At 67.3% G+C, this 26,343-nt stretch carries 20 protein-coding genes; 6 read left to right on the plus strand and 14 right to left on the minus strand.

Annotated elements, in window-relative coordinates; all coding sequences use genetic code 11:
• Positions 1-6 precede the first annotated feature (6 nt).
• Positions 7-1,455 (plus strand): D-alanine--poly(phosphoribitol) ligase, encoded by a 1,449-nt coding sequence (locus ACUTAG_RS17740; RefSeq protein ID WP_020925269.1) that lies wholly within the window; start codon positions 7-9, stop codon positions 1,453-1,455.
• Positions 1,456-1,519: 64 nt separating this feature from the next.
• Here ACUTAG_RS17740 and ACUTAG_RS17745 read toward each other — a convergent pair whose 3' ends face one another.
• The 5 genes from ACUTAG_RS17745 to ACUTAG_RS17765 form a co-directional block, all read right to left on the minus strand.
• The gene (locus tag ACUTAG_RS17745) at positions 1,520-2,080 is read right to left on the minus strand and encodes a YggT family protein (protein WP_026383203.1); all 561 of its coding nucleotides are present in this window, start codon (positions 2,078-2,080) and stop codon (positions 1,520-1,522) included.
• A gap of 179 nt (positions 2,081-2,259) precedes the next feature.
• Positions 2,260-2,907, minus strand: coding sequence for a histone H1-like DNA-binding protein (locus ACUTAG_RS17750; RefSeq protein WP_006388615.1), 648 nt, complete (start codon positions 2,905-2,907; stop codon positions 2,260-2,262).
• 345 nt (positions 2,908-3,252) lie between these two features.
• Positions 3,253-4,452: a ribonucleotide-diphosphate reductase subunit beta gene (locus ACUTAG_RS17755; protein WP_006388616.1), complete on the minus strand. Its 1,200-nt coding sequence runs from the start codon at positions 4,450-4,452 to the stop codon at positions 3,253-3,255.
• Between the two features lie 20 nt (positions 4,453-4,472).
• Positions 4,473-7,403, minus strand: a complete 2,931-nt coding sequence (locus ACUTAG_RS17760; RefSeq protein WP_024067687.1) for a ribonucleoside-diphosphate reductase subunit alpha — start codon at positions 7,401-7,403, stop codon at positions 4,473-4,475.
• A 303-nt stretch (positions 7,404-7,706) separates the two neighbouring features.
• Positions 7,707-11,213, minus strand: coding sequence for an indolepyruvate ferredoxin oxidoreductase family protein (locus ACUTAG_RS17765; protein WP_049054299.1), 3,507 nt, complete (start codon positions 11,211-11,213; stop codon positions 7,707-7,709).
• A gap of 138 nt (positions 11,214-11,351) precedes the next feature.
• Between ACUTAG_RS17765 and ACUTAG_RS17770 the strand changes: the two genes are divergently transcribed.
• Complete coding sequence (locus ACUTAG_RS17770; RefSeq protein ID WP_006388620.1) at positions 11,352-11,801, plus strand: Lrp/AsnC family transcriptional regulator; 450 nt, start codon at positions 11,352-11,354, stop codon at positions 11,799-11,801.
• A 556-nt stretch (positions 11,802-12,357) separates the two neighbouring features.
• Here the strand turns inward: ACUTAG_RS17770 and ACUTAG_RS17775 are convergent.
• Both ACUTAG_RS17775 and ACUTAG_RS17780 read right to left on the minus strand, forming a co-directional pair.
• The gene (locus ACUTAG_RS17775) at positions 12,358-13,338 is read right to left on the minus strand and encodes a Bug family tripartite tricarboxylate transporter substrate binding protein (RefSeq protein WP_148317604.1); all 981 of its coding nucleotides are present in this window, start codon (positions 13,336-13,338) and stop codon (positions 12,358-12,360) included.
• 144 nt (positions 13,339-13,482) lie between these two features.
• Positions 13,483-14,325 (minus strand): alpha/beta hydrolase, encoded by an 843-nt coding sequence (locus ACUTAG_RS17780; RefSeq protein ID WP_233437035.1) that lies wholly within the window; start codon positions 14,323-14,325, stop codon positions 13,483-13,485.
• 83 nt (positions 14,326-14,408) lie between these two features.
• Between ACUTAG_RS17780 and ACUTAG_RS17785 the strand changes: the two genes are divergently transcribed.
• The 3 genes from ACUTAG_RS17785 to ACUTAG_RS17795 all read left to right on the plus strand — a co-directional run bounded on the left by ACUTAG_RS17785 (position 14,409) and on the right by ACUTAG_RS17795 (position 17,326).
• Positions 14,409-15,308, plus strand: coding sequence for a LysR family transcriptional regulator (locus ACUTAG_RS17785; RefSeq protein ID WP_054518085.1), 900 nt, complete (start codon positions 14,409-14,411; stop codon positions 15,306-15,308).
• Positions 15,309-15,496: 188 nt separating this feature from the next.
• Entirely contained in the window at positions 15,497-16,003 is a 507-nt protein-coding gene (locus tag ACUTAG_RS17790) for a hypothetical protein (RefSeq protein ID WP_026383208.1), read from the plus strand.
• A gap of 129 nt (positions 16,004-16,132) precedes the next feature.
• Positions 16,133-17,326, plus strand: a complete 1,194-nt coding sequence (locus ACUTAG_RS17795) for an MFS transporter (protein WP_006388625.1) — start codon at positions 16,133-16,135, stop codon at positions 17,324-17,326.
• A 73-nt stretch (positions 17,327-17,399) separates the two neighbouring features.
• Here ACUTAG_RS17795 and gltX read toward each other — a convergent pair whose 3' ends face one another.
• Positions 17,400-18,806: a glutamate--tRNA ligase gene (gltX, locus tag ACUTAG_RS17800; RefSeq protein WP_148317602.1), complete on the minus strand. Its 1,407-nt coding sequence runs from the start codon at positions 18,804-18,806 to the stop codon at positions 17,400-17,402.
• 120 nt (positions 18,807-18,926) lie between these two features.
• Here gltX and ACUTAG_RS17805 point away from each other — a divergent pair, with 120 nt between their 5' ends.
• Positions 18,927-21,368 carry a bifunctional acetate--CoA ligase family protein/GNAT family N-acetyltransferase gene (locus ACUTAG_RS17805; protein ID WP_148317600.1) on the plus strand — a complete coding sequence of 814 codons (2,442 nt, stop codon included), beginning with the start codon at positions 18,927-18,929 and terminating at the stop codon, positions 21,366-21,368.
• A 47-nt stretch (positions 21,369-21,415) separates the two neighbouring features.
• On the opposite strand, the gene ACUTAG_RS17810 is transcribed toward ACUTAG_RS17805, so the two are convergent.
• The 6 genes from ACUTAG_RS17810 to yjgA form a co-directional block, all read right to left on the minus strand.
• Entirely contained in the window at positions 21,416-22,108 is a 693-nt protein-coding gene (locus ACUTAG_RS17810; RefSeq protein ID WP_047993356.1) for an isochorismatase family cysteine hydrolase, read from the minus strand.
• 9 nt (positions 22,109-22,117) lie between these two features.
• Positions 22,118-22,954, minus strand: a complete 837-nt coding sequence (locus ACUTAG_RS17815) for an ABC transporter permease (RefSeq protein ID WP_026383212.1) — start codon at positions 22,952-22,954, stop codon at positions 22,118-22,120.
• 3 nt (positions 22,955-22,957) lie between these two features.
• Complete coding sequence (locus tag ACUTAG_RS17820) at positions 22,958-23,770, minus strand: ABC transporter ATP-binding protein (RefSeq protein ID WP_006388630.1); 813 nt, start codon at positions 23,768-23,770, stop codon at positions 22,958-22,960.
• On the minus strand, positions 23,770-24,774 hold the full coding sequence (locus tag ACUTAG_RS17825; RefSeq protein ID WP_148317598.1) for an ABC transporter substrate-binding protein: 1,005 nt from the start codon (positions 24,772-24,774) through the stop codon (positions 23,770-23,772). The genes ACUTAG_RS17820 and ACUTAG_RS17825 overlap by 1 nt, the downstream gene beginning before the upstream one ends.
• Positions 24,775-25,089: 315 nt before the next feature.
• A complete protein-coding gene (locus ACUTAG_RS17830; RefSeq protein WP_148317596.1) occupies positions 25,090-25,767 on the minus strand; it encodes an alpha/beta hydrolase in 678 nt (225 codons plus the stop codon).
• A 15-nt stretch (positions 25,768-25,782) separates the two neighbouring features.
• Complete coding sequence (gene yjgA, locus ACUTAG_RS17835) at positions 25,783-26,331, minus strand: ribosome biogenesis factor YjgA (RefSeq protein ID WP_006388633.1); 549 nt, start codon at positions 26,329-26,331, stop codon at positions 25,783-25,785.
• Positions 26,332-26,343 lie beyond the last annotated feature (12 nt).

A 26,343-nucleotide genomic window follows, 5' to 3' on the forward strand; every position in this document is an offset into this window, starting at 1 on the left:
TTCGGCATGCGTTTCGACCTGAAGACATTCCAGTTCGTTGACTCCGCGCGCGCGCCCGACGCGCTCGCGGTGGTCGGCGCCGACCGCAGCCTGACCTGGGCGCAACTGCGCGAGGAGGCCGAGGCCTGGGCCGCCCAGGCGCGCGAACATGGCGCCGCGCCGGACGTGCCGGTGGCCATCTATGGCCACAAGGAAGCGTCGTTCTTCGTTGCCATGGTTGGCGCGCTGCTGATCGGCGCGCCATTCGTGCCGGTCGATACCATCTACCCGCCGGAACGCCTGCGCCGCATCGTCGAGATCGTGCGCGCCGCCGCCGTCTACGACGCCGCGGCCCAGGGCTTCGAGCCGGGCGAGGGCGCCGAGCTGGCCGAGCGCGGCCTGGCCTACGTCATGTTCACGTCCGGTAGCACCGGCGACCCCAAGGGCGTGCAGATCGGCCGCGAGAGCGTCGGCCTGCTGGGTGACTGGATGCTGGGCAGCTTCGGCTTGGGCGAGGCGCCGGTGTTCATGAACCAGGCGCCGTTCAGCTTCGACCTGTCGATGTACGAGGTATTCGCCACGCTCGCCGCCGGCGGCACTTGCGTGCTGAACTCCCGCGAGCAGATCGGCGCGGCCGCCACCTGGATGGGCCGGCTGGCGCAGAACGGCGTAAGCGTGTGGGTGTCGACGCCGTCGTTCGCGCACCAGCAACTGGCCAACCGCGACTTCTCGCCGGCCACGCTGCCGACGCTGCGCACCTTCCTGTTCTGCGGCGAGCCGCTGCCGGCCGCGCTGGCGAAGAAGCTGCGCCAGCGTTTCCCGGACGCGGTCATCCTGAATACCTATGGCCCGACCGAGGCCACCGTTGCCACCACCTGGATCGCCATCACCGATGCCGTGCTGGCGATGCACGACCCGTTGCCGGTCGGCCACGCCAAGCCGGATTGCGAGCTGCGCATCCAGGACGGCGAGATCTGCATCATCGGCGACCACGTCATGCGCGGCTACCTGAACCGCCAGGACCTGAACGAGACCAAGCTGTTCGTGGCCGAGGATGGCCGCCGCGGTTTTCGCACCGGTGACCTGGGTGAGTTGGGCGCGGACGGGCTGCTGTTCTGCCGTGGCCGCATGGATGACCAGATCAAGTTGAACGGCTATCGCATCGAGCTGGCCGAGATCGACGAGGCCTTGCATGGTCTGCCGGGCGTGGCGGGCGGCGCCTGCGCGGTGCTGCGCCGGCCCGATGGCACGGCGGTGCGCCTGATTGGATTCGTCGCCGGCACGGCCGCGGGGCGGGATGATGCCTGCCTGCTTGAGCAGGATGCGCTGTCGGGTTGGAAGGAGCGACTGGCGCAGCGCCTGCCGCCCTATATGGTTCCGTCCGAGCTGGTGGCCTGCGTGGTGCTGCCCATGTCGAACAACCACAAGATCGACCGCAAGAAGCTGATCGATATCTACGCCGCGATTCCGGCGTAGCGCGCCGGTTGCGGCGCATGGCGGAAAATGGCCCGGGCGGTATTGCCGGGCCGTTTCCGTTTTTTCAGACGCCCATCAGGCCGTAGCTCAGGCGCGCCAGGACCATCAGGAGGACCTGCGCCACGATCAGCAGTACCAAGGGCGAAAAGTCGATCGAGGTGCGCGGCAGCAGCCGGCGGATGGGATCCAGCATCGGCGCGGTCAGCGCCTGCAGCAGCGGCATCATGGGCGCCATCGGGTTGACCCACGAGAGCACTGCCTGGATCAGGGTCAGCCACACGATCAGGTTCAAGGCCCACTTGAGCGCCATGAGCAGCGCCGACAGCATGGCCGAAGGCAGCAATACGGCCGGGATCAGCGCGCCGATGGCGACCAGCCAGATCAACACCAGATAGACCAGCGCCGACAGCCAGGTTGCCACCAGGCTGGTCCAGTCTATCTTGTTGCCCGCGGGGATGATCTTGCGCAGAGGCAGCACCAGCCAATTGGTGGCCTGGTAAATGACGCGCGCCAGCGGGTTGAAGGGATGCAGCCGTATCGCGTGCATCCAGGCGCGGGCGATCAGGGCCGCGCCGAACAGCGTGAATGCGATTTCGAGCAGGAAGCGGAGGATTTCACCGAGCATGGACGCTATCTACCTAATGAAGACGGCTTTTATTGTCTCACGGCAATGCGGCAACGGTGGCGTCCTGCCCCTCGAGCGGGCGTTCTTTCTAGCGGTAGGCGCGCCAGGCGGCCCGAAATAAAAACCGCCTGGCCAAGGCCAGGCGGTTTGAGGCACTGCTGCCGTTGTGACCGGTCCGATTACGGACGGCCACCCGTCGGGAACGGCCACGACGCGGCGGGGTTCAGCGCGGTCTTCGCGCCCGGAGCGGCTGCCGTGGACGGCGGCGTGACGGGCTTCTTCGGAGCGGCTTTCTTCGCAGCCGGCTTCTTGGCAGCGGCGGGCTTCGCAGCCGGCTTGGCAGCGGGCTTCTTGGCGGCCGGGGCCTTCTTGGCTACGACTTTCTTGGCAACCGCCTTCTTGGCGGGGGCCTTCTTGGCAACCGCCTTCTTGGCGACGGCCTTCTTGGCTACCGCTTTCTTGGCGACGACCTTCTTGGCAACCGCTTTCTTGGCGGGGGCCTTCTTGGCTACCGCTTTCTTGGCGACGGCCTTCTTGGCAACCGCCTTCTTGGCGACGACCTTCTTGGCCGCTGCCTTCTTGGCTACCGGCTTCTTGGCCGCGACTTTCTTGGCGACGGCCTTCTTGGCTACCGCTTTCTTCGCGACCTTCTTGGCGGCCGGCTTCTTGGCGGCAACCTTCTTCACCGCCGGCTTCTTGGCGGCGACCTTCTTGACGGCTACCTTCTTGACGGCAGCTTTCTTGGCCGGAGCGGCCTTCTTAGCTACTGCCTTCTTGGCGGCGGGCTTCTTCACCGCTTTCTTTACGGCTTTCTTGGCTGTTGCCATGGTCATGCTCCTTAGGTTCAGGGGTCCCAGAACTTAAACCCGTGCCCCGATCCGCCAACAAGGCGAACCGTGCCCGGGCTATTCATCGGCGCATGCCGCTGTTCTGTGCGAGCAACAGCTACTACGGTTTGCGCTAATGAATTCGGCACAGCCATTTGATATGGCCCCCGCTCCTTTGGCGCGAGCCATTTCAAATGGCGCCGGTGGGCAGCCTGATCACAGACCGCCTACCGCTTGTTCTACGTGTTCGAAAACACCCTGACCTGGGAGATCGCCCTCAAGGCCTGGCGCGAACGCGACGCTCTTGCAAGAGCGTGCCCGCGCCGGGCCCGAAGGCGAACTGCGTTACTCCCAGCTCAGCGTGCCACCGGTTTGGTATTCGATCACGCGAGTTTCAAAAAAGTTGCGTTCCTTCTTAAGGTCGATCATTTCCGCCATCCACGGGAAGGGATTCTCTTCCTGCGGGTACAGCGGTTCGATACCGATTTGCTGGCAACGACGGTTGGCGATGAAGCGCAGGTAGGATTTGAACATGGGAGCGTTCAAGCCCAACACACCGCGCGGCATCGTGTCTTCGGCGTAAGCGTATTCGAGTTCGACCGCTTTGCGGAAGAGTTCTCGAATTTCTTCGCGGAATTCCGGCGTCCACAGATGCGGATTTTCCAGTTTGACGGTGTTGATCAGGTCGATGCCGAAATTGCAGTGCATGGATTCATCGCGCAGGATGTACATGTACTGCTCGGCCGCGCCGGTCATCTTGTTCTGGCGACCCAGCGCCAGGATCTGCGTGAAGCCAACGTAGAAGAACAGGCCTTCCATCAGGCAAGCGAAGACGATCAGCGACTTCAGCAGCGTCTGGTCGGCTTCGGGCGTGCCCGTCTTGAAGTTGGGGTCCGCGATCGCGTCGATGAACGGAATCAGGAACTCGTCCTTGGCGCGGATGGACGGCACTTCGTTGTAAGCGTTGAAGATCTCCGCTTCGTCCAGGTCCAGGCTTTCGACGATGTATTGATAGGCGTGCGTGTGGATGGCTTCTTCGAAGGCCTGGCGCAGCAGGAACTGGCGGCATTCGGGGGCCGTGATGTGGCGGTAGGTGCCCAGCACGATGTTGTTCGCGGCCAGCGAGTCGGCCGTGACGAAGAAACCCAGGTTGCGCTTGACGATGCGGCGTTCGTCCTCGGTGAGCCCGTTCGGGTTCTTCCAGAGGGCGATGTCGCGCGACATGTTGATTTCTTGCGGCATCCAGTGGTTCGCGCACGTGGCCAGGTATTTCTCCCATGCCCACTTGTACTTGAACGGCACCAGCTGGTTGACGTCGGTCTGGCCGTTGATGATGCGCTTGTCGGCGACCTTCACGCGTTGCGAGGTGGCGTTGCCGCTGGCCGTCAGGCCGGCCGCATGCTGCGGCGCGGCCGGGGTCGGCATGGCGGTGTCGCCGAACACGCCGGTCGCCGCCCGGACTTCGGGCGCAGCCTGCCCGCCCGCCGCGGGCGCGGGGGCTTGTGCAGGTTGCGTGGCGAGGGTGTCGTCTTCCCAATTAATCATGATTCATTCTCCGGAGGCGGTTATTGGCAGGCTTCGCACTCTTCGAAGCCGGGGTCGCCCGGCCGCATGGTGCAAACCGCCCCGAGAACTTCGGGTTCCGGCAAAACAGGTGCAGCGGACACGGGGGCGGCGGCGGAAGTGCCACCGGCGCTGACGGCGTTCAGTTCGCCGCCGCGTCCCGTCGACTTCTCGGCGCTGGTGGCGCCAAGGGTACGCAGGTAATAGGTCGTCTTCAGGCCACGCTTCCAGGCCAGCTTGTAGGTGTCGTCCAGCTTCTTGCCGGAGGCGCCGGCCATGTAGATGTTCAGCGACTGGGCTTGATCGATCCACTTCTGGCGACGCGAGGCGCATTCCACCAGCCAGCTCGGTTCGACTTCGAACGCGGTGGCGTAGAGTTCGCGGAGTTCGGAAGGTACGCGATCGATGCGGGACAGGCTGCCGTCGAAGTACTTGAGGTCGGCGACCATGACTTCGTCCCAGAGACCGAGTTTCTTCAGGTCACGCACGAGGTAATCGTTAACGACCGTGAACTCGCCGGAGAGATTCGATTTGACGTACAAGTTCTGGAAAGTGGGTTCGATGCACGCAGATACACCAATGATATTGGAAATAGTCGCGGTTGGGGCGATTGCGATGCAATTGGAGTTGCGCATGCCATGTTGTTTGATGCGCGCGCGCAACGCATCCCAATCGAGGGTGCTCGATTCATCGACCTCGACATGACCACCGCGTTCGTCACGCAGCATCTTCAACGTGTCTTGCGGCAGGATGCCACGCGACCACAGCGAGCCTTCGTACGATTGATAGCGGCCACGTTCTTCGGCCAGCAGGCTCGAGGCCCAGTAGGCGTGATAGCACACCGCTTCCATCGAGCGGTCGGCGAATTCAACGGCGGCTTGCGACGCGTACGGCACGCGCATCATCTGCAGGCAGTCCTGGAAGCCCATGATGCCCATGCCCACCGGACGATGGCGCGCGTTGGAGTTGCGGGCCTTGTCGACGGCGTAATAGTTGATGTCGATGACGTTGTCGAGCATGCGCATGGCGATGCTGACGGTGCGCTTGATCTTCTCGTGGTCGAGTTCGAAACCGCCGCCAGCGGCCGGCTTCATGTGCGCGACCAGGTTCACCGACCCCAGGTTGCAAACCGCGATTTCCGATTCGTTGGTGTTCAGCGTGATCTCGGTGCACAGGTTCGAGCTGTGGACCACACCGACGTGCTGCTGCGGCGAACGGATGTTGCACGGATCCTTGAACGTGATCCACGGGTGGCCGGTTTCGAACAGCATCGACAGCATCTTGCGCCACAGGGTCAGCGCCGGCATCTTCTTGAACAGCTTCAGGTCGCCGCTGGCGACGCGCGCTTCATAGCCGACGTAGGCTTCTTCGAAGGCCTTGCCGTACTTGTCGTGCAGGTCGGGGCAGTCGGACGGCGAGAACAGGGTCCATTCGCCGCCTTCCATGACGCGCTTCATGAACAGGTCGGGAATCCAGTTCGCCGTGTTCATGTCGTGGGTGCGACGACGCTCGTCGCCGGTGTTCTTGCGCAGTTCGAGGAATTCCTCGATGTCCAGGTGCCACGATTCCAGGTAGGTGCAGACCGCGCCCTTGCGCTTGCCGCCCTGGTTCACCGCCACGGCGGTGTCGTTGACGACCTTCAGGAACGGGACCACGCCCTGGCTTTCGCCGTTGGTGCCCTTGATGTGGCTGCGCAGCGCGCGCACCGGGGTCCAGTCGTTGCCCAGGCCGCCGGCGTACTTGGCCAGCAGAGCGTTTTCCTTGATGGCGTCGTAGATGCCTTCCAGGTCGTCGGAGACGGTGGTCAGGTAGCACGACGACAGCTGCGAGTGCAGGGTGCCCGAGTTGAACAGCGTCGGGGTCGAGCTCATGAAGTCGAACGACGACAGGATCTCGTAGAACTCGATGGCGCGGGCTTCGCGATCGGTCTCGCGCAGCGCCAGGCCCATGGCCACGCGCATGAAGAACACCTGCGGCAGTTCGATGCGGGTGCCGCGGATGTGCAGGAAGTAGCGGTCGTACAGGGTCTGCAGGCCGAGGTAGCCGAACTGCAGGTCGCGCTTGGCGTTCAGCGCCTTGCCCAGCTTGGTCAGGTCGTAGCCGGCCAGGTCGGGCGACAGCAGGCCGCCTTCGATGCCGCGGGCGATGAAGGTGGGGAAGTACTCGGCGTAGCGGGCGGCCATGCCGTCCTGCGAGACTTCCTCGCCCAGCACTTCCTTGCGGATCGTGTGCAGCAGCAGGCGGGCGGTGACCTGGCTGTAGGCCGGGTCCTTCTCGACCAGCGCGCGCGCCGACAGGATGGCGGACTTGAACACTTCGTCGACGGGGATGCCGTCGTACAGGTTCTTGACCGTTTCCTTCAGGATGGCTTCGGAGTCGATGAATTCGGCCAGGCCTTCACCGGCGGCGACGATGGTGGCGCGCAGTTCGGCGATGTCCAGCGGACGGCGGACACCCGCATCCGTGACGTGCAGCACGTTTTCCTGCGGCACGGCGTCGACCTTCTGCTGGCCTTCGGCGGCCGCGGCGGCGGCGCGTTCCTGGGTGCGCTTCTCGCGGTAGAGCACGTAGGCGCGGGCGACGTCGTGCTGGCCCGAGCGCATCAGGGCCAGTTCGACCTGGTCCTGGATGTCTTCGATATGGAAGGTGCCGCCACCGGGGCGGTTGCGCACCAGCGCGTTGACGGCCTGGGTCGTCAGTTGTTCAACCAGCTCGCGCACGCGGGCCGAGGCCGCGCCCTGGCCGCCGTTGACGGCCAGGAAGGCCTTGGTCATGGCGATGGCGATCTTGCCGGGTTCGAACCCGACCACCGAGCCATTGCGGCGGATGATGTTGTAGCTGGCCCATTGCCCGCCGTTGGCGTCGGCAGGGGAATCGGTTTGCGAGGGCGGCACGGCCGAGGGCCGGGTCACAGAGGCGATCGTAGTCTGCATGGAAGCTCCTGTGCGAAAAGCGCGTAGATAGCGACATGACGACGTCATGTCAGGTACGAAATTGGATCTTATTGAGGGGGTCGCAACGCTTGGACGGACGAATCCGCATGGCGTGGCCGACGAGTATCAGCGGTTAGGCGACCACAAGATGTAGTGTAGCACCCCTCGTTGGACACTAATTCTAGTGATCGAGTACGACAGCTACAAGAAGAAGATAGGATCAGGTTCCCAAAACATTGTTACTAAATGCACTGGGCGCGCCTAGCAAGGCGCGCCCAGGAGAATGCCGCTCAGCGCGAGTGTTTATGCGGTTTTCCGCAGGGGTACATCGCGCGGGGCAGGCGCCGTATAGCTTTGCATCAAGCGGGCCAGCTCCGTCCTGTACTTCTCGACGTTCGCAGCCTTCACGTGGCCGAAGCCGCGGATGGTTTCTGCAAGGGCGGCGATTGTAGCCGCTTGCGCCAGGTTGTCGCGGTTCAACCCTGCGAGCAACTGGTCTATGGTCTGGCGGTACTCGCCCACCAGCGCGCGCTCCATCTTGCGTTCGGCGGTGTGGCCGAACGGATCGAACCAGGTGCCGCGCAGGCGCTTGAAGCGGGTCAGCAGCTTGAGCGCGGTCATGGTGCGCGGGCCCAGCGTCACCTTGCGCGGCACACCGGTGCGCGGGTCCTTGCGCGCGAAGATCGGCGGCGCCATGTGGAAGCGCAGGCTGTAGTCGCCCTCGAACTGGCCCTTGAGCTGGGCCTGGAAGGCCTCGCCCGTATAGAGGCGGGCGACTTCGTATTCGTCCTTGTAGGCCATCAGCTTGAACAGTCCGCGCGCCACCGCCATGGCCAGGCGCGGCGTCCTGGCGTCGGGCGCCAGCTCGCGCTCGCGCGCGGCGACGCGTTCGACCACCTCGCGGTAGGCCTGCGCGTAGGCGGCGTCCTGGTAAGCGGTCAGGTCTTCGACGCGGCGCGCCACGGCGCGCTCGAAGGTTTCCGGCACATGCAGTTGCACCACCTGGGCGCGCGGGCGCAGCGCGCCTTCCAGCGCTTCGGGTTGGTGCGCGGCCAGGCGGCCGCTGTCGAAGGCCGCGCGGTTGGCGGCCACGGCGACGCCATTCAGTTCGATGGCGCGGTTGATGGCGGCCTGCGACAGCGGCACGCCGCCGCGCTGCCAGGCGTAGCCCAGCATGAACATGTTCGACAGGATGCTGTCGCCGAACAGCGCCAGCGCGGCCTCGTGCGCATCGATGGCGGCGGTGTGCTCGTCGCCGGCGGCGTGGCGGATCTTGGCCAGCAGCGCTTCCGGCCGCATGGCGGCGTCCGGGTTGCGGGTGAAATCGGACACCGGGGCGACGTAGGTGTTGACGGTGACCTGCGTGTGGCCGCGGCGCAGGGCGCCCAGCGAGTCGGGCGCCACGGCGGCGACCGGATCGCACAGGATGGCGGCGTCGGCCTGCTGCCAGTCCAGGCGCACCGGGCCGGCGGCCGCGCCCGCGGGCGCCAGGCGGATGTGGCTGACGACCGTGCCGCCCTTCTGCGCCAGGCCGGTCAGGTCCAGCACCGCGGCCGACAGGCCTTCCAGGTGAGCGGCCATCGAGACGATGGCGCCGATGGTGATGACGCCGGTGCCGCCCATGCCCGCCACCAGCAGGCGGTAAGGGCGCTCCAGCGCCGGCGGCTGCGGCAGCGGCAGTTGCTGGATCAGGTGCTGCAGGCGTTCCTGGTCGGCCTTGGGCGCCGCGCTCTTTCTGGGCTTGCCGCCCATGACCGAGACGAAGCTGGGGCAGAAGCCTTCGGCGCAGGAGTAGTCCTTGTTGCAGCTGGACTGGTCGATGGCGCGCTTGCGGCCGTAGGGCGTTTCCAGCGGCACTACCGACAGGCAGTTCGATTTCACGCCGCAGTCGCCGCAGCCTTCGCACACGGCGCTGTTGATCAGCATGCGGCGGGCCGGGTCGGGGAACTGGTTCTTCTTCCTGCGGCGGCGCTTTTCGGCGGCGCAGGTCTGGTCGTGGATCAGCACGGTGACGCCGGGGATCTCGCGCAGCTCGCGTTGCAGCGCGTCGAGGTCGCGGCGGTGGTGCACCTTGATGCCGGCGCCCAGGTCCACGCCCTGGTATTTCTCGGGTTCGTCGCTGGTGACGACGATGCGGGCGACGTTCTCGCCGCGCAGTTGCTGGCAGATCTGCGGCACCGAGATCGGCCCATCCACCGGCTGGCCGCCGGTCATGGCGACGGCGTCGTTGAACAGGATCTTGTAGGTGATGTTGGCCTTGGCGGCCACGGCCTGGCGGATCGCCAGGTAGCCGGAGTGGTAATAGGTGCCTTCCCCCATGTTCTGGAAGATGTGCGGCATCTTGGTGTAGCGCGACAGGCCGATCCAGTCGACCCCTTCGCCGCCCATCTGGGTCAGGCCGCCGGTGTCGCGGTCCATCCAGGCGGCCATGTAGTGGCAGCCCACGCCCGACAGCGCCTGGCTGCCTTCGGGCACCTTGGTCGAGGTGCTGTGCGGACAGCCGGAACAGAAGTAGGGCCGGCGGCGCATGCCGTCGGCGTCGTTGGACAGCATGTCCTGGCAGTCGAAGGTGGCCAGGTCGACGCCGGGCTGCAGGCCGGCGCTGCGCGACAGCCATTGGGCCAGCGGCCGCGCCAGCAGCGACGGGCGCAGCTGGCCGGCGGACGGCACCAGCGTCTCGCCGTCGAAACCCTTCTTGCCGACCACGGTGGCGCGCTCGGGCAGGTTGAACAGCAGGTCCTTGAGCTGGGTCTCGACCACGGCGCCTTTTTCCTCGATCACGAGGATGTGCGACAGGCCGCGCGCGAACTCGAGCATGCGTTCGGCGTCCAGCGGCCAGGTCAGGCCGGGCTTGTAGATGCGCACCGGCGCGTTGGCGGTGACGGTGTCCACGCCCAGGCGCGCCAGCGCTTCCATGGCGTCCAGGTGGGCCTTGCCGACGGTGACGATGCCGACGGTGGCCTTGGGTGCCGGACAGGTGAGGCGGTCGATGCTGTGGCGGCGGGCGAAGGCGGCCACCGCCTTCATGCGCAGGTTCATGCGGGTTTCGACCGCCAGCGACAGGAAGTCGCGGGCGGAGTATTCCAGCGCTTCCGGCGGCAGGTCCGGATCGGCCGGCATGTCGTAGCTGCGCACCGGCGCGGGCGTGAAGGAGTGGCCGCTCTCGATGGTCTCGGACACGGCCTTGAAGGCGACCCAGGTGCCGGAGTGGCGCGACAGGGCCCAGCCCCACAGGGCGAAGGTTTCGTATTCGTCGATCGAGGCCGGGTGCACGATGGGCATCTGCCAGCCGATCAGCGAGGCCTCGCTGGCGTGCGGGATCGATGAGGAGACGGCGGTGTGGTCGTCGCCCACCACCACCAGCACGCCGCCATGGCGCGAGGCGCCGGCGGCGTTGCCGTGGTGCAGGGCATCGCCGGCGCGATCCACGCCGGGGCCCTTGCCGTACCACATGGCGAAGACGCCATCGACATTGCGGTCGGCGCGCATGCCGGCCTGCTGCGTGCCCATGACGGCGGTGGCGGCCATGTCTTCGTTGATGCCGGGCAGGAACGAGATCTGGTTGGCGTCCAGCGCCTTCTGCGCCTTCCACATCGCCATGTCGACGCCGCCCAGGGGCGAGCCGCGGTAGCCGGAGACGAAGCCGGCGGTGTTCAGCCCGCGCTCGCGATCGACGCGGCGCTGGGTCAGCATGATGCGCACCAGGGCCTGGGTGCCGGTCAGGAAGATGCGGCCGGTCTGGCGGGTGAGGTTGTCGGCGAGCTGGTAGTCGAGGTCCAGCGCGGGCTCGGGGGCGGGGGTGCCGTCCATCATGAATGCTCCTGTAGTCGGCACCATGATAGGTTCGCGAGGCATCGGGTTTATTGCGTTTTCGGATCGTGCTATCCCTATAATTCGCAATGAATATTTCGTGTTCGCGGAATTTCGACCCAAAAAGGAGACAAGACGATGGACAAGACCGATATCGGCATCCTCAAGGCCCTGCAGGAGGATGGCCGGGCCTCGGCACAGCAGCTGTCGGACAAGGTGGGGCTATCGGCGGCGCCGGTGTGGCGGCGGGTGAAGGCGCTGGAGGCCAGCGGCGTGATCCAGGGTTACAGCGCGCAGGTGGATCGCAGCAAGGTGGGGCTGGGTTGCATGTTTGCGCAGATCAGCCTGGAGCGGCATTCGGCGAATACGGTGGAGAACTTCGAGCGGTCGGTGCGGGATGCGCCGGAGATTCTCGAATGCTATGCGGTGACGGGGGATTCGGATTTTCTGCTCAAGATTCTTGTGGAGAGTCCGGAGGCTTATGACCGGTTCTTGCATCGGTTCTTGTTCAATATGCCTGGGATTCGGCAGACGCGGACGATTGTGGCGTTGCGGGAGATCAAGCATGAGTTGAAGTTGCCTTTGTAGGGGGCTTCTTTATTTGCTTGCGGGGGGTGGGGTTCTTTAGTCGCGGGAGCCGGGGCAGGCGGGGGATGGCGGGGCTACGATTGCGGTCCGGAGCCTTCGCTCCGGACTGCCCCGGGCTCAACCTCGTCCGCCTTCGGCTCCCTACGGTTTCCGCCGGGCGCATCTACACGCCCCGCCATCCCCCGCCTGCCCCGGCTCCCGCTTTTGATGAGACTTAACGGCCGGGCTTTGGGGCGAGTTGTGTGCTTGGCGTTTTTGCCGTCAATCTGGGGTGGAGGGAGGATCTTGCGGGGTCGCCAAAAAGTGGCCGCGCGGGCGGCCGCCTTTTGGCATTTGGGTGTCTTGCGTCGTGGCGGCGGACGCTGCGCGCTGCTGGAGAGAGGCGTTGCTCGAGGGGGCAATGGCGCGGCGCGATCGTGATGGGAGGGGCTGGTGAATCCTGCGTCATCGCGCTTGATTCGATGGGCGCGATCTTTTGATGGTCTCTACTTTTGATGGTCTCTATATTGCGACGCCCTCTATATATAGAGGGCGTTTCTTTATTTGCTGTGGGCGGTTACTGCGGCTGGATGCCGGAGATCTTGATCCATTCCTTCCAGCGGGCGGTGTCTTCCTTGACGAAGGTGTCGAAGCGGGCGGTGTCCATGGCTTCGGGGGTCAGGCCGAGGGCGCGGAGTTTGTCGGCGGTGGCGGGGTCGTTGACGGCGGCCTGGGTGGCGGCGTTCATCTTGGCGACGATGTCGGGCGGGGTGCCGGCGGGGGCGGAGATGCCGAGCCAGCCGGCGACGACGAAGTCGGGGTAGTAGGTCGACATGGTGGGGACGTCGGGCCAGGCGGGGTGGCGCTGGGCGGCCGTGACGGCGAGGGGGGCGAGGCCCTTGCCGTCGATCTGGCCCATGGCGGTCAGGTAGTCGACGAAGGCGAAGCCGATCTGCTTGCCGCGCAGGTCGGTGATGATCTGGGTGATGTTCTTGTAGCCGGCGGCGCCGATGTTGATGCCTGCGCGTTGCTTGAACAGTTCGGACGGCACTTGCGAGGACGAGCTGTAGTAGCCGAAGAAGACTTCGCCGGGATGCTTCCTGGCGTACTCCACCAGTTCCGGCACGGTGCGATAGGGGCTGTCGGGGGCGACGATGCCGACGGTGCCGAAGGTGCCGAGCATGCCGACCTGCGCGAAGTCCTTTTGCGCGTCGTAGGGCAGGCGCTTGTAGAGGAACTGGTTGGCGGCGTGGGTGGAGTTGGTGGACAGGAGGAAGGTGTAGCCGTCGGCGGCGGCGTTCCTGGCGGCGTTGGTGCCGACGATGCCGCCGGCGCCGGGGCGGTCTTCGACGATGACGGTCTGGCCGGTCTGCTTGCCCAGGAACTGGGCGAAGGTGCGGGCGGTGAGGTCGGCGGCGCCGCCGGCGGCGGATGGGACGATCAGCGTGATGGGTTTCTCGGGCCAGCCGGCGGCGTGCGTGGTGGCGGCCAGCAGCAGGCTGGCGGCGGCGAGCGCAGGGCGCAGGAAGGCGTGGGGCGCGAAGGCGGTGAGGGTCATGCTTGTCTCCTGGGGCGGCGCTGGCGCCGTCATGTTCTATGGCTTGCGGTGTGTGTCATGGCACGCTGAGCGCGGGCCAGGTGGATCTGCTTGGGGTTCGTTGGCGGGATGTCGAGGGTGTCCGGCGTGGGCGGGCGTCGCGGGTCAGCCGAACTGCTGGCGATACCAGTCGAGGATCGCGTCCGCGCCAACCTGCCATTGGTCGCCGTACATCATGCAATGGGGCTGTCCGGCGAGGACGGCGTGGGAAAAGCCGAACAGGCGCGCGATCGCGTGGTCCTGGCCGGGGGGATGGCGGTCGTGGGTGTCCAGGCCGGCCTCCAGGCACAGTCCGGGAGCGGCAATGGCGGCGGGGTCGACGGGCACGCGCAGCAGGTAGCGGTCGTTGAGCACGCGCGGGCTTTCGGGATTCAGGCGCTGGGTGACGGCGCTGACGTCGCGTGTAGGCGTGGTGGCCAGGAAGCGGGCGCGGATCTCGCTGGCGGCGGGCGTGGCGCGCACGGCGTCGGCGGGTACCGGCGGCAGGCCCAGCGCGCCGGGCAGGTTGGCGGGCGGCGACGGCGCCATCAGCACCACGCCGGCAACGCGGCGTTGGCTGGCGGCCAGCAGCGCGGGCAGGGCGCCCATGCTGTGGCCCACCACGACGGTGGGCGCGTCCAGCAGGTCGAGCGCGCTGACGACGTCGGCGGCCAGGTCCGCGATGCCCGTGTCGACGAAGCCGGGCGGCTGCGGTAAGGGGCCGTGGCCGCGCAGGTCGATGGCGGCGCAGGCCAGGCCGGCGCGGGCGAAATGGTCCAGGTAGTGCGCGTAGCACCAGGCGCCGTGATAGGCGCCGGGCACGAGCAGCAGGCCGGGCCTGCCGTTGGGCGCGGCGGCGGTCAGCAGCCGGCCCTGGCCGGCAACGCAGGCGGGCAGCCGGTCGGCGAGGCTGAAGTCGAGCGGATCGACGGCCTGGGCGCGGGCGGGGGAGAGAGTCGCGGTAGTCATTGCGGCCATGTTAAGTGCCGCCCTATGATGAGAAAACTTTATTTTTCCTATGGTTTGATAAGTTCATCAAATCGACTGCCGCGATGCCCGCCTTGCCCGAACTCTCGATTGCGCACTACCGCCACTTCCTGCTGGTGGCGGAATTGCGCAGCTTTCGCGCCGCCGCCGCGCGCGCGTTCCGCTCGCAGCCGGCGCTGTCGCTGTCGATCCGCGAAATGGAGCAACGCCTGGGCCAGCCGCTGTTCGAGCGCGGCAATGGCAACGCGCTGACGCGTTTCGGCCAGGACTGCCTGCCGCTGGCGCGCGAGCTGGTCGAGCACCACGATCGCGTGGCCGGCACGTTGGCGGGGCTGGCCGGCAACGAGGCCGGCACCCTGACCATGGCCTCGGTGGCGACGGTCGCGATGCACTGGTTGCCCGAGCTGGTGGCGGCCTATCGCGAGCGCTATCCGGGGGTGGCGCTGCGCCTGTTCGACGACAACTCGGAGGGCGTGGAACGCATGGTGCTGGCGGGCGAGGTGGAACTGGGGGTGTGCAGCCCGGTGCTGCGCGACCGGCGGCTGGCGTTCGAGCCGCTGCTGCGCGACGCATTCGGGCTGGTCTGCCATCGCGGCCATCCCCTGGCGGGGCGCAAGTCCGTGACCTGGCGCGAGATCGCCGGGCTGCCGCTGGTGGGCACGGTGGCCCATCGCCAGTTGGCGGACTATCCGCAGGCCGCATTCATGATGGAGCGCCAGGTGTTCGTGTCGAACATGATGTCGCTGTTGGCGATGCTGGAGCGCGGCGTGGGCGTGACGGTGCTGGCGCGGTTGGGGGTGCCGCCGGATTCGCCTGGTCTGGTTTTCGTGCCGCTGGCCCGGCCGCGCATCGAACGCGAGCTGGGCATCACCCGGCTGGCTGGCCGCCACCTGTCGCCGGCCGCTGCGCGCATGGAGGAAATGCTGCGCGCCAAGGCCGCGCGCGGTGGTCGCAGTGTCGCTTGAAACCAACGCATTTTTGCGCGTTGAGGCCTTAAAACACGAGGTTTTCGGCAAGGACTGTTGCGCAATTGCACACGCCACCGATCGTCGTTGATTCTTCACCAGCGCATCTTTAGAGTGCGTGATGTTTGCTGCGCGGGGGCGTGCCGGTTTGAGCGGCGCGGCGCGTCGACAGACGTGTTGAGGAAGTCATGAGCAGTGTGTATTTGCGTTCGGCGGGCGTGGCCTGCGCCGTTCTGATCCTGGCCGGCTGCGCCGCCCGGAAACCCGCCTCCATCACCGAGGCCCAGCCGGAGGGGCCGCCCAAGCCGGCCGCGTGCGTACCGGCGAAAAGCGGCGATCCCATGATAGGCACCTGGTATTCGAACTCCAGGCCGAAGGGCGTCAGCGGTGACTTCCAGGCGCTCACGGTGCTGTACGCCGACGGCCGCATGGCCTACGAAACCCAGCTGAAGATCGGCCGCAAGACGCGCCCGGCGCTGCGCGAGACCGGTTGCTGGAGCGTGGTGGACGGCGTCTACACGATGCAGACCACGCAATCGAACGGCGAGATCGTCGACGCCGCCGATCCTATCTACGTCAACCGCTACCGTGTCGAGAAAGTCGAGCAGGCCAAGCTGACGCTGCGGGAACTCAAGAGCGGCGGCCAGGTCGTTACCGCGCGCCGCATGCCGCAGGGCTACCGCCTGCCGTATTGATCCCGGTCCGGCCGGCCCGGCCGGCAACCCGACGTTGCGCCGGACGGACGGAATCCGCCGGCCGGCGTCGCCAAGCGGGCGCGCCTGCGGTAAGGTGCGGACTTCGTCCTCCATCCCCGCCGGCCTTCCATGCCCGCCCTCTCTTCCGAAGCGCGCGCCATCGCGCTGCTCGCCCTGGCCGCTTTCGTCAGCGCCAGCGCCTTTCGTATCTGTGATCCCATGTTGCCGCAGTTGGCCGCCGAGTTCGGCGCCACCACTGGCCAGGCCGCGCGCGCGGTGACCGCGTTCGCCGTGGCCTACGGCGTATTGCAGATGTTCTTCGGCCCGGTGGGCGACCGCTACGGCAAGTATCGCGTGGTCAGCGTGGCGACGTTTGCCTGCGCGCTGGGCAGCGCCGGCGCGTTCGTGGCCGAGTCGCTGGACGTGCTGGTGTTCTGCCGCGCCCTGTCGGGCGCGGCGGGGGCCGGCATCGTGCCGCTGTCGATGGCCTGGATCGGCGACACCGTGCCGTACGAAAGGCGCCAGGCGACGCTGGCGCGCTTCCTGACCGGGACCATCCTGGGCATGGCGGCCGGACAACTGGCCGGCGGCCTGTTCGCCGACACCCTGGGCTGGCGTTGGGCCTTCGCGGCGCTGGTGGTCGGCTACCTCGTGGTGGGCACGCTGCTGCAGCTGGAAGTGCGGCGCCAGCGCGCGCTGGGATTGGGCGTGGTCGACCCCAACGCGCCGCGCCAGGGCTTCGTGGCGCAGGCGCGGCTGGTGCTGGGCACGCCCTGGGCGCGGGTGGTGCTGGCCACGGTGTTCATCGAGGGCCTGCTGGTGTTCGGCGCCCTGGCGTTCGCGCCGTCGTACCTGCACGAACGCTTCGATATCTCGCTGACCGCGGCCGGCGCCCTGGTGGCGGTGTACGCCGTGGGCGGGCTGCTGTACACGGTGGTGGCGGGCCGCGTCCTCAAGCGCCTGGGCGAACGTGGCCTGGCGGTCGCGGGCGGGCTGGTGCTGGGCGTGGCGTTCCTGTCGTACCTGCTGGGGCCGGTGTGGTTGTGGAGCCTGCTGGCCAGCGTGCTGGCGGGCTTCGGCTACTACCTGCTGCACGCGACGCTGCAGACCAACGCCACCCAGATGGTGCCGTCGGCGCGCGGCACGGCGGTGGCCTGGTTCGCGTCCTGCCTCTTCATGGGGCAGGCGGCCGGTGTGGCGCTGGCCGGTTCGGTGGTGGACGAGGCCGGCGCCGCGGTGCTGTTCGGCGGCTCGGCCGTGTTGCTGCCGCTGCTGGGCGCGTTCTTCTCGCGCGCCTTGAAGGCGCGTCCCAAGGCCGCCTGATACATCCTCTGCCCGATGAAAAAAGCCCCGAACGGCCAGGCCGGACGGGGCTTTTTCGTGGGCGGATGCCCGCTCAGATCGCGGCCAGGCGCTGGAGCACGGCATCCTTGCCCAACAGGGCCAGCACCGCGTCCACTGCGGGCGTCTGGGTCTGGCCGGTGACGGCCACGCGCAGCGGGATTGCCAGTTGCGGCATCTTCAGGCCGCGATCGGCCAGCACGGCCTTGATCAGCGCCGAAATGGCCTCGCGGGTCCAGTCGGTGCCCTGGGCGCGCTGGGCGAAATCGGCCAGCGCCTCGCGCGCGGCGGCGGTCAGGTGCTGCTCGACCAGTTCAGGCGCGGCCGGCTTGAAGGCGCCGCAGAACAGCATGGCGCCGTCGGCCAGCTGTTCCAGGGTCTCGGCGCGGTCCTTGAGCAGGCCCATCACCCCCGGCAGGTCGATCTTTTCCGGATGGCCGCCGCGATGGGCGACGCGCGGCGCCACGCGTTCGGCCAGTTCGGCGTTGTCCATCTGCTTGATGTAGTGGGCGTTGACCCAGTTCAGCTTCTTCGGGTCCCACTGCGAGGCCGACTTGGACAGGTGGCGGGTGTCGAACCATTCCACCAGCTGGTCGCGGCTGAAGAGTTCGTCGTCGCCGTGGCTCCAGCCCAGGCGCGCCAGGTAGTTGATCATGGCCTCGGGCAGGTAGCCCTCGTTGTCGTACTCCATGACATTGACCGCGCCGTGGCGCTTGGACAGCTTTTCGCCGTCCGGGCCGAGGATCATGGGCACGTGGCCGTATTCGGGCAGGGTGGCGCCCAGCGCGCGCAGGATGTTGATCTGGCGCGGGGTGTTGTTGACGTGGTCATCGCCCCGCAGCACGTGGGTGATGCCCATGTCCCAGTCGTCCACCACCACGCAGAAGTTGTAGGTGGGGGTGCCGTCCGGGCGCGCGATGATCAGGTCGTCCAGCTCGGTGTTGTCGAAGCTGATGGGGCCCTTGACCATGTCGTTCCAGGCGGTGGCGCCGTCCTGGGGATTCTTGAAGCGCACCACCGGCTTGCGGCCTTCGGGCACCGGCGGCAGGGTCTTGCCGGGCTCGGGGCGCCAGGTGCCGTCGTAGCGCGGCTTGTCGCCGCGGGCGCGGGCGGCCTCGCGCATGGCCTCGACTTCCTCGGGCGAGCTGTAGCAGTGGTAGGCGGTGCCGGCGGCCAGCATCTGCGCCACCACTTCACGGTAGCGTTCCATGCGCTGCATCTGGTAGAACGGGCCTTCGTCCGGCTGCATGCCGAGCCAGTCCATGCTGTCCAGGATGGCCTGCACCGCTTCCGGCGTGGAGCGTTCGACGTCCGTGTCTTCGATGCGCAGCACGAAGGTGCCCTTGTGGTGGCGCGCGAAGGCCCAGGAGAACAGCGCGGTGCGGGCGCCGCCCAGGTGCAGGAAGCCCGTGGGCGAAGGCGCGAAGCGGGTACGGATGGGGGAGGAGGCGTTGGAAGTCATAGGTGGCAATGATAGCGGCTGCGGCGCCGCGAATGCGGCGTCGGACTGGCCCGGATCAAGCGGACGGCGGGGTTGTCTTGTTACGATGGACGCTATTTTAGATTAGTGCCTGTTCCCGCCATGCTGCGACACGCTCTTGCCCCGATGTTCGAACCCGGTTCGCTGGTGATCGTCGCCGATCGGCCGCTGCCGGCGGCGACGTCGCTGCCACCCGCGCTCAAGGCGAAAACCACGGTGGTGGCCTGCGACCCTGGCGCCGCGCCCGACCTGCCGGAGACGCTCCAGGGCTTGGCCGCTGGCGAGCGGCCCGATCTGGCCCTGGTTTGCGTTTCGCCGGCCGTGCTGCCCGAGACCCTGCGCCGGCTGTCCCCGCTGGCCCCGCGCTCGGTCATCCTGTTGCCGCACGAGCTGCCCGACCCTTACCCGCGCGGCACGCTGGCGTTGTGCCGCGCCTGGGCCGAGGAAAACCGCTGCGAATTGCTGGGGCCGCGCTCGTTCGGCGCCCAGCGCCCGCATGCCGGCCTGAACCTGAGCCAGCATCCGGTGCTGGCGCGCGCCGGCCGCGTGGCGCTGCTGGCGCAGTCGCGCTCCATCATGGCCGCCGTCATGGACTGGGCCGAGGACGTGCATATCGGCTTTTCCACCGCCGTGTCGCTGGGCGACGAGGCGGTGGTGGGCCTGTCCAAGGTGCTGGACTACCTGGCCAGCGATCCTCGCACCGACAGCATCGTGCTGTACCTGGAAGACGTCGGGCCGGCGCGCGAGTTCATGAGCACGCTGCGGGCCGCGGCCAGCGTCAAGCCGGTCATCGTGCTCAAGGCCGGCCGCGCCGACACCGACAGCGCCGACGCCATCTTCGACGCCGCGCTGCGGCGCGCCGGCGCGGTGCGGGTGCGCTACTTCGTGCAGCTGTTCTCGGCGGTCAAGGTGCTGGGCTACACGCGCCGGCCCAAGGGGCGGCGGGTGGCGCTGATCTCCAACGGCAGCGGGCCTCCGCAGCTGGCCATGGACCTGATCGGCCCGGACGCGGCGGTGCTGCGCGCCGAGCTGGCGCCGGCCACGCAGCGCGCGCTGGCGGCAATGCTGGAGCCGGACGCGGCCAGCGCCAATCCTGTCATCACCTACGTGCCGCTGACGCCGGAACGCATCCGCGCCATCCTCGACGTGGTGCTGGACGACGCCGGCGTGGACGGCGTGCTGGTGCTGCTGGCGCCCGACGCGCTGGCCGACATGCCGGCGGTGGCGCGCGAGCTGGCGCAGATCGCGCCCAAGGCCAGAAAGCCCGTGGTCACCTGCTTCATGGGCGACGCCGGCATGCGGCCGTTGCGGCGCATGCTGGACGACGCCGGCACCTCGGCGTTCCGCACGCCCGAGTCCGCTGCCGACGCCTTCGGCGTGCTGGCCACGCACCACTACAACCAGCAACTGCTGTTGCAGACCCAGCCGCCCGAGCCGGCCACCCATGTGCCCGACCTGGCCGCCGCGCGCGAGATCCTGGCGCGGGTGCGGGCCGATTGCCGGCGCGAACTGAATACCTCCGAGGTCCGCGCGCTGCTGTCCCTGTTCTATGTCCCCTTGCGCGACATGCCGCTGGACGTGGCGGCGGCCGAACCGGAATCCCGCCCCATGGCGATCCGCGTACGGCGCGATCCGCAGTTCGGGCCGGTCATCCGCTTCGGCGCCGGCGGCCCGGACGCGGTGCTGTCGCAATCGGACCGCGGCATCGACCTGCCGCCGCTCAACGGCTTCCTGGCGCGCCAGATGATCGAGCGCAGCCGGCTGTGGCGCCGGGTGCTGGCGCCGCGTGTCGGCCACCTGGCCGCCGAGGCCTTGCAGCAGGCGCTGGTGCTGGTCTCGGAGATGGTGTCGGAGCTGCCGGACATCGAAACGCTCGACATCGACCCACTGTATGCCGGCGACACCCATCTGCGCGCCGGCGGCCTGCGCATGACGCTGGCCGAGAAGCCGGGCTGCGAAACGCCCCAGACCGCCGGCTATCCGCACATGGCGATTCACCCGTACCCGGCGCGCCTAGTGCAGGTGCGCCGCTTCGCCGATGGCATTCCGTGGGTGCTGCGGCCGATCCGCCCCGAGGACGGCCAGCCGCTGCAGGATTTCATCCGCGGCCTGTCGGAACGCTCGCGCTACATGCGTTTCGTGTCGATGATGCGCGAGCTGACGCCGCGCATGGTGTCGCGCTACACCCAGGTGGACTACCACCGCGAGCTGGCGCTGGTGGCCGCCACCCAGGTGCCCAACCCGGCCAACCGCGGCCATCCGCACGAAGTGCTGGTCGGCTTTGCGCACTACCTGCGCAACCCCGACGGGCGCGGCGCGGAATACGCACTGGTGATCGGCGACGACTGGCAGCGGCGCGGCCTGGGCCGCCAGCTGATGACGGCGCTGATCGACGCGGCGCGCGAGCAGGGGCTGGAATACATCGACGGCCTGGTGCTGTCGACCAACCGGCCGATGCTGGCGCTGATGACCAGCCTGGGGTTCACCAACGATCCGGATCCGGAAGACCCGACCATGCGGCGGGTCTGGCTCAACCTGCGCTGAGCGCCGCGGCCGGCGCGTGCCGGCGCCCGGCCGCGGCCATGCCGGCTTCAGGCCGTCTTGCGCGCGGCCTGCGCTGGCCGCAGCCGCGTCGACACCTCGTCCACCGACAGCACGTCGCCGAAGAACAGCAGCCAGCCGTGCAGGGCGTTTTCGTGTTCGGCCGGCGTGACCGCCGCCAGCGCGTCGTCCACCATGATGGTGCGGAAGTCGCGCATCATGGCGTCGCGCGCGGTCGATTCGCAGCAGACGTTGGTGACCGTGCCGGCGATCAGCAGCGTGTCCACGCCGCGTCCGCGCAGCAGCGGCTCCAGTTCCGACGAGCCCGTGGCCATGGCGCTGTAGAAGCGCTTGGTGACGCGCAGGTCGCCGTCGGCCGGCCGCAGGTCCGGATGCAGGGCGAAGCCCGGTGAGTCGCGGCGCAGGGTCTCCAGGCGCCGGGCGCTGCGCTCGGGCGTCAGCATCACGCCATGGTGGTGCGACCAGAAGGCATCGGCATTGTCGGAGGCGGTCTGCACCCAGACCACCGTGCCGCCGGCCGCGCGCACCGCGTCGCACAGGCGGTTGACCGGCGCGATGATGCCGCGCGCCGCCGCGCATTCGCCTTGGTAGCCGGGCAGCGTGAAGTACTGCTGCATGTCGATCACCACCACCGCGGTGCGGGCGCCGGGCAGGCTGTCGTAGGGATGCAGGCAGCCCTGGCGGGCGATGACGCGGTCCTGCACCCATTGCGGAATCTGCATGGCGGCTCCTTATCCGTAGCGCCGCGCCACGGCGGCTTCGATGCGGTACACCACCAGGTACATGACGCTGGAGATCAGCGCCAGCATGGCGATGGCGGTCATGACGATGTTCAGCTTGAAGACCTGGCTGCCGTTCATGATGAGAAAGCCCAGGCCCGAGTCGGCCGACTGGAATTCGCCGACGATGACGCCCACCAGCGCCAGGCCGATGTTCATCTTCACCGCGGCGATCAGGGTCGGCACGCTGCCGGGCAGCACCACCTTGGTCAGCACCTGCCAGCGGCTGGCCCCGAAGGTGCGGGCCAGCTTGACCTTGTTCAGGTCGATGGCGCGAAAGCCCGCATACACCACCATGATGGTCACGAACACCGCGATCGCCACGGCCATGCCGTAGACCGCGTAGTCCGAGCCCAGCCACAGGTAGAAGATCGGCACGAAGGCGATCTTGGGCATGGCGTTGGCCACCACCAGGAACGGATCCAGCACCTTGTACAGGAAGTCCGACCACCACAGCGCGGCGGCGACGATGATGCCGATCACCATGCTGAGCGTGAAGCCGACCAGCGTGGCCGACAGCGTGGTGGCGATGTGGTGCGCCAGGTTGCCCTGGTTCCACAGTTCCAGGAAGGTCGGCCACAGCGCGCTCGGATAGCTGGTCAGCAGCGGGTTCAGGATGTGCATGCGCGGCAGGATCTCCCAGGCGCACAGGAACACCACCAGCAGCAGCGCCTGGGCGATGCGGATGTTGCGGCGGCGGGCGCGGTCGTGCCGCAGGTAGTCCAGGTACTTCTGGCTGGGCGCGGGCACGGCGCGCAGCGGCACGGTGTTGGCGATCGGTGCGTTCACGGCTCAACCCTCCACATGGACGTCCAGCTCGTCCCAGAGTTGCTTGAAGTAGGCATTGAATTCCGGCCGGGAACGGGCCTGGAACGGCGTCGGCCGCGCGCCGTCGCCATAATGGATGCGGTACTGGCTCTTGAGCCGTCCGGGCCGGCGCGACAGCACGATGACGCGGTCGGTCATGGCGATGGCCTCGCCGATGTCGTGGGTCACCAGCACCACCGTCTTGCCCTCGCGACGCAGGATGTCGACGACCTCGTCGGAGATCGCCAGCCGGGTCTGCGAATCGAGCGCCGAGAATGGCTCGTCCAGCAGGATCACGTCGGGCTCGGTCACCAGCGTGCGCGCCAGCGCGGCGCGCTGGCGCATGCCGCCCGACAACTGGCGTGGCGTATGTGACAGGAACGCGCCCAGTCCGCACTTTTCCAGCAGGTGCACGGCCCGCGCCTCGCTGCGCGCATCGCGCCGGCCCTGGATCTCGGCGCCCAGCATGACGTTGTCGAGAATGGTGCGCCACTCGAAAAGATAATCCTGCTGCAGCATGTAGCCGATGCGCGGATTGGGTTCGGTGACCGCCTGGCCGTCGATCATCACCGTGCCCGAGGTCGGCGCGTGCAGGCCGGCGATCAGCGACAGCAGCGTGCTCTTGCCACAGCCGCTCTGGCCGATCAGGCTGACGAATTCGCCGGGCGCCAGCGCGAACGACACCTGCGACAGCGCTTCGGTCTCGCCTTCCGGCGTGAAGTAGCTCAGGCAGACATCGCGCAGTTCGATCTTGGCGGTGGCCGGGTCCGGCTTGAGGTTGTGGACGACGGCGCTCATCACGGCACCTTCCTGGCGAAGTCCGCCACCACCACATCCTCGTACTTGACCCGGGCGCCGTCCTTCATTACCGCGCTGGCGACCAGCATGTCCTGCAGCCGGTTCATGGCCTCGGCCGTCACCAGCGGCGTGGTCTTCCAGATCTGGTACTGCTTGTAGCGCTCGATCGCGTCGGTCACCGCGGCAGCGTCCATGCCGGGGAAGTAGCTCATGATCTGCGGCGCCAGCGTGGCCGCGGGCGTGTCCTTGACGTACTTTTCCGCGCGCGCCACCACGTTGGTCCAGGCCTGGATCACCTTTGGGTTGTCGCGGATGTACTTGTCGGTGGCGGTGAAGACCGTGTAGTCCACCTGGCCGACCTCATGGCCGACCGAGGCCACGATGTAGCCCTTGCCGTTGCGCACCAGTTCGCCGGCCTCGGGCTCCAGGAAGATGCCGTATTCGCCCTGGCCCGCCATCCAGGCGCCGGCGCGGGCGGGGATGCCGATGTTGTTGAGCAGCTTGACGTCCTTCTGCGGGTCGAGGCCGTGCTTGCGCAGCGCGGTCTCCAGGAACACGATGGGGTTGGAACCGGGCCGAAAGCCGATCACCTCCTTGCCCTTGAGCATGCTCCAGTCGAACTTCTCGACCGGCTTGCGCGCCAGCAGGAAGAAGCCGTCGGTGGCGGTCAGGCCGGCGAAGATCTTCGGCTTGACCGGCGATTCGCTGTTCTGCACGTAAATCGAGGCTTCGGGGCCGATCAGCACGATGTCGGCGCTGCCCGAGAGCAGGGCGGTCATGCCCTTGTCGGTGCCCTGCGAGGTCTTCATGGACACGTCCAGCCCGGCATCCTTGAAGTAGCCCTGCGACAGCGCGACGTACTTGGGCACGTACAGAATCGAGCGCACCACCTCTTCGTAGCGCACCTTTACCGGGGGATTGAGGGCTTCGCCGTGGCTGGCGAACGGGGCGAACGTGGCGGCAAGCAGCGCCGCCGCCAGGCGAGGCAATGACAAGGGCTTCACGGGACTTTCTCCTGCGTCTGAATGCCTCGCCGAAACCCGGCGCGACACGGCCAATGGGATGGATCGACTGCAACAACAGGGAAGCCCGAGGCGATTGCGATCGGGCCGATACGGCTTGGATTGAATACTATATTCAACATTCGCAAGCGACAAGCGTTTTGATATTGGCGTTTTTCTCTATGGACGAGCGACGTCGCGCCTCGGAAAATTCGAGGCTGGAATACCACTTGGTATACAAAGAAGGGAATCCCCGTTCGAACGGCCCGGAGAATCCGGACCCGGGGGAGGGCGGCGGCGCGGCGCGCGCCGCCCGAGTTACACCAGCACCTGGTTCAGAAAGCGCGAGATGTCCGCCACTTCCTCGGCGCAGACTGAGTGCGGCATGGGGTAGGTGTGCCAGCGCACGTCGTAGCCCAGCCGTTCCAGCTCGGCCCGCGAGGCCTCGGCGCGCGGCAGCGACACCACCGGGTCATACAGGCCGTGGGCCAGGAAGATCGGAGTGCGCTGGTTGGCCGGGTCGCGCTCGGCCTCGGCGCTGTCCAGCAGCGGCAGGTAGCCCGACAGGCCCATCATGCCGGCCAGCTTGTCCCGCAGGCGCAGGCCCGTGTGCAGGGTCATCGCGCAGCCCTGCGAGAAGCCCGCCAGCACGATGTTCGAGGTCGGGATGCCGCGGGCGTTCTCGCGCGCGATCAGTTTGTGGATCGCGGCTTCCGAGGCGCGGATGCCCTTGGCGTCTTCCACCCGCACCAGGTCCATCACCAGGATGTCGTACCAGGAGCGCATCGCCATGCCGTTGTTGATGGTGACGCGCTGCACGGGAGCGTTGGGGAATACGAAGCGCACGCCCAGGCCGGCCGGCAGGTCCAGTTCCGGCACGATTGGCGCGAAGTCGTTGCCGTCGGCGCCCAGGCCGTGCAGCCAGATCACGGCGTGCGTGGGATTGGAGGCGGTTTCGATCTCGATGCAATCGAGCAGGTCGGTGGGGGCGTTCATGGACGGCGGGCGCAATCAGTGGGTGAGGGTCTTGAGGGCCTGGAACAGGGCGCGATAGTGCTTCTTCTGCGGTTCCTGGCCTTGCAGCAGCGAGGCGTTGGCCAGCTTTTCCTTGCGCGCGGCGCGAATCACCGCGCGTAGCTGCTGCACATCCGCCTGCGGATTGTCGTTCAGCAGCTTGGTCAGCGCGTCGTCGTCGTCGAGCAGGCGGTCGCGCAGGGTTTCCAGGCGGTGCATGGCCGCGGTTTCCTCGCGCGAGCCGTTTTCCCATACGTCGAGCTGGGCGCGGATCTCGTCGGCGGGGGCGTCGCGCATCAGCTTGCCCACGAAGTGGGTCTGGCGGCGGCGGCCTTCGCGGCTGGTGGTGCGCTGCGCCTCGCGGATCGCCTCGTAGAGGCGTTCGGCCAGGGGCAACTGCTTGAGGCGTTCGGGGGACAGTTCGATCAGTTGCTTGCCCAGGTCCAGCAGCGCGTGCATTTCACGCTTGACCTGGGACTTGCTGGGACGATCGTAGCCGTTCTCGTCGTAGCCGTCGGAGGATTCTTCTTCGATGTGGGAATTCATGGAAAACTGCGC

This window comes from Achromobacter sp. CSND-B12 (assembly GCF_052906545.1).

Bases quoted from the DNA above. Each gene is read 5' to 3' on its own strand.
- yjgA (WP_006388633.1), bottom strand. From the start codon at position 26,331: ATGAATTCCCACATCGAAGAAGAATCCTCCGACGGCTACGACGAGAAC.
- ACUTAG_RS17745 (WP_026383203.1), bottom strand. From the start codon at position 2,080: ATGCTCGGTGAAATCCTCCGCTTCCTGCTCGAAATCGCATTCACGCTG.
- ACUTAG_RS17750 (WP_006388615.1), bottom strand. From the start codon at position 2,907: ATGGCAACAGCCAAGAAAGCCGTAAAGAAAGCGGTGAAGAAGCCCGCC.
- ACUTAG_RS17810 (WP_047993356.1), bottom strand. From the start codon at position 22,108: ATGCAGATTCCGCAATGGGTGCAGGACCGCGTCATCGCCCGCCAGGGC.
- ACUTAG_RS17770 (WP_006388620.1), top strand. From the start codon at position 11,352: ATGGACAAGACCGATATCGGCATCCTCAAGGCCCTGCAGGAGGATGGC.
- ACUTAG_RS17760 (WP_024067687.1), bottom strand. From the start codon at position 7,403: ATGCAGACTACGATCGCCTCTGTGACCCGGCCCTCGGCCGTGCCGCCC.
- ACUTAG_RS17820 (WP_006388630.1), bottom strand. From the start codon at position 23,770: ATGAGCGCCGTCGTCCACAACCTCAAGCCGGACCCGGCCACCGCCAAG.
- ACUTAG_RS17795 (WP_006388625.1), top strand. From the start codon at position 16,133: ATGCCCGCCCTCTCTTCCGAAGCGCGCGCCATCGCGCTGCTCGCCCTG.
- ACUTAG_RS17755 (WP_006388616.1), bottom strand. From the start codon at position 4,452: ATGATTAATTGGGAAGACGACACCCTCGCCACGCAACCTGCACAAGCC.
- ACUTAG_RS17790 (WP_026383208.1), top strand. From the start codon at position 15,497: ATGAGCAGTGTGTATTTGCGTTCGGCGGGCGTGGCCTGCGCCGTTCTG.
- gltX (WP_148317602.1), bottom strand. From the start codon at position 18,806: ATGACTTCCAACGCCTCCTCCCCCATCCGTACCCGCTTCGCGCCTTCG.
- ACUTAG_RS17780 (WP_233437035.1), bottom strand. From the start codon at position 14,325: ATGACTACCGCGACTCTCTCCCCCGCCCGCGCCCAGGCCGTCGATCCG.
- ACUTAG_RS17785 (WP_054518085.1), top strand. From the start codon at position 14,409: ATGCCCGCCTTGCCCGAACTCTCGATTGCGCACTACCGCCACTTCCTG.
- ACUTAG_RS17765 (WP_049054299.1), bottom strand. From the start codon at position 11,213: ATGGACGGCACCCCCGCCCCCGAGCCCGCGCTGGACCTCGACTACCAG.
- ACUTAG_RS17740 (WP_020925269.1), top strand. From the start codon at position 7: ATGCGTTTCGACCTGAAGACATTCCAGTTCGTTGACTCCGCGCGCGCG.
- ACUTAG_RS17830 (WP_148317596.1), bottom strand. From the start codon at position 25,767: ATGAACGCCCCCACCGACCTGCTCGATTGCATCGAGATCGAAACCGCC.
- ACUTAG_RS17775 (WP_148317604.1), bottom strand. From the start codon at position 13,338: ATGACCCTCACCGCCTTCGCGCCCCACGCCTTCCTGCGCCCTGCGCTC.
- ACUTAG_RS17805 (WP_148317600.1), top strand. From the start codon at position 18,927: ATGCTGCGACACGCTCTTGCCCCGATGTTCGAACCCGGTTCGCTGGTG.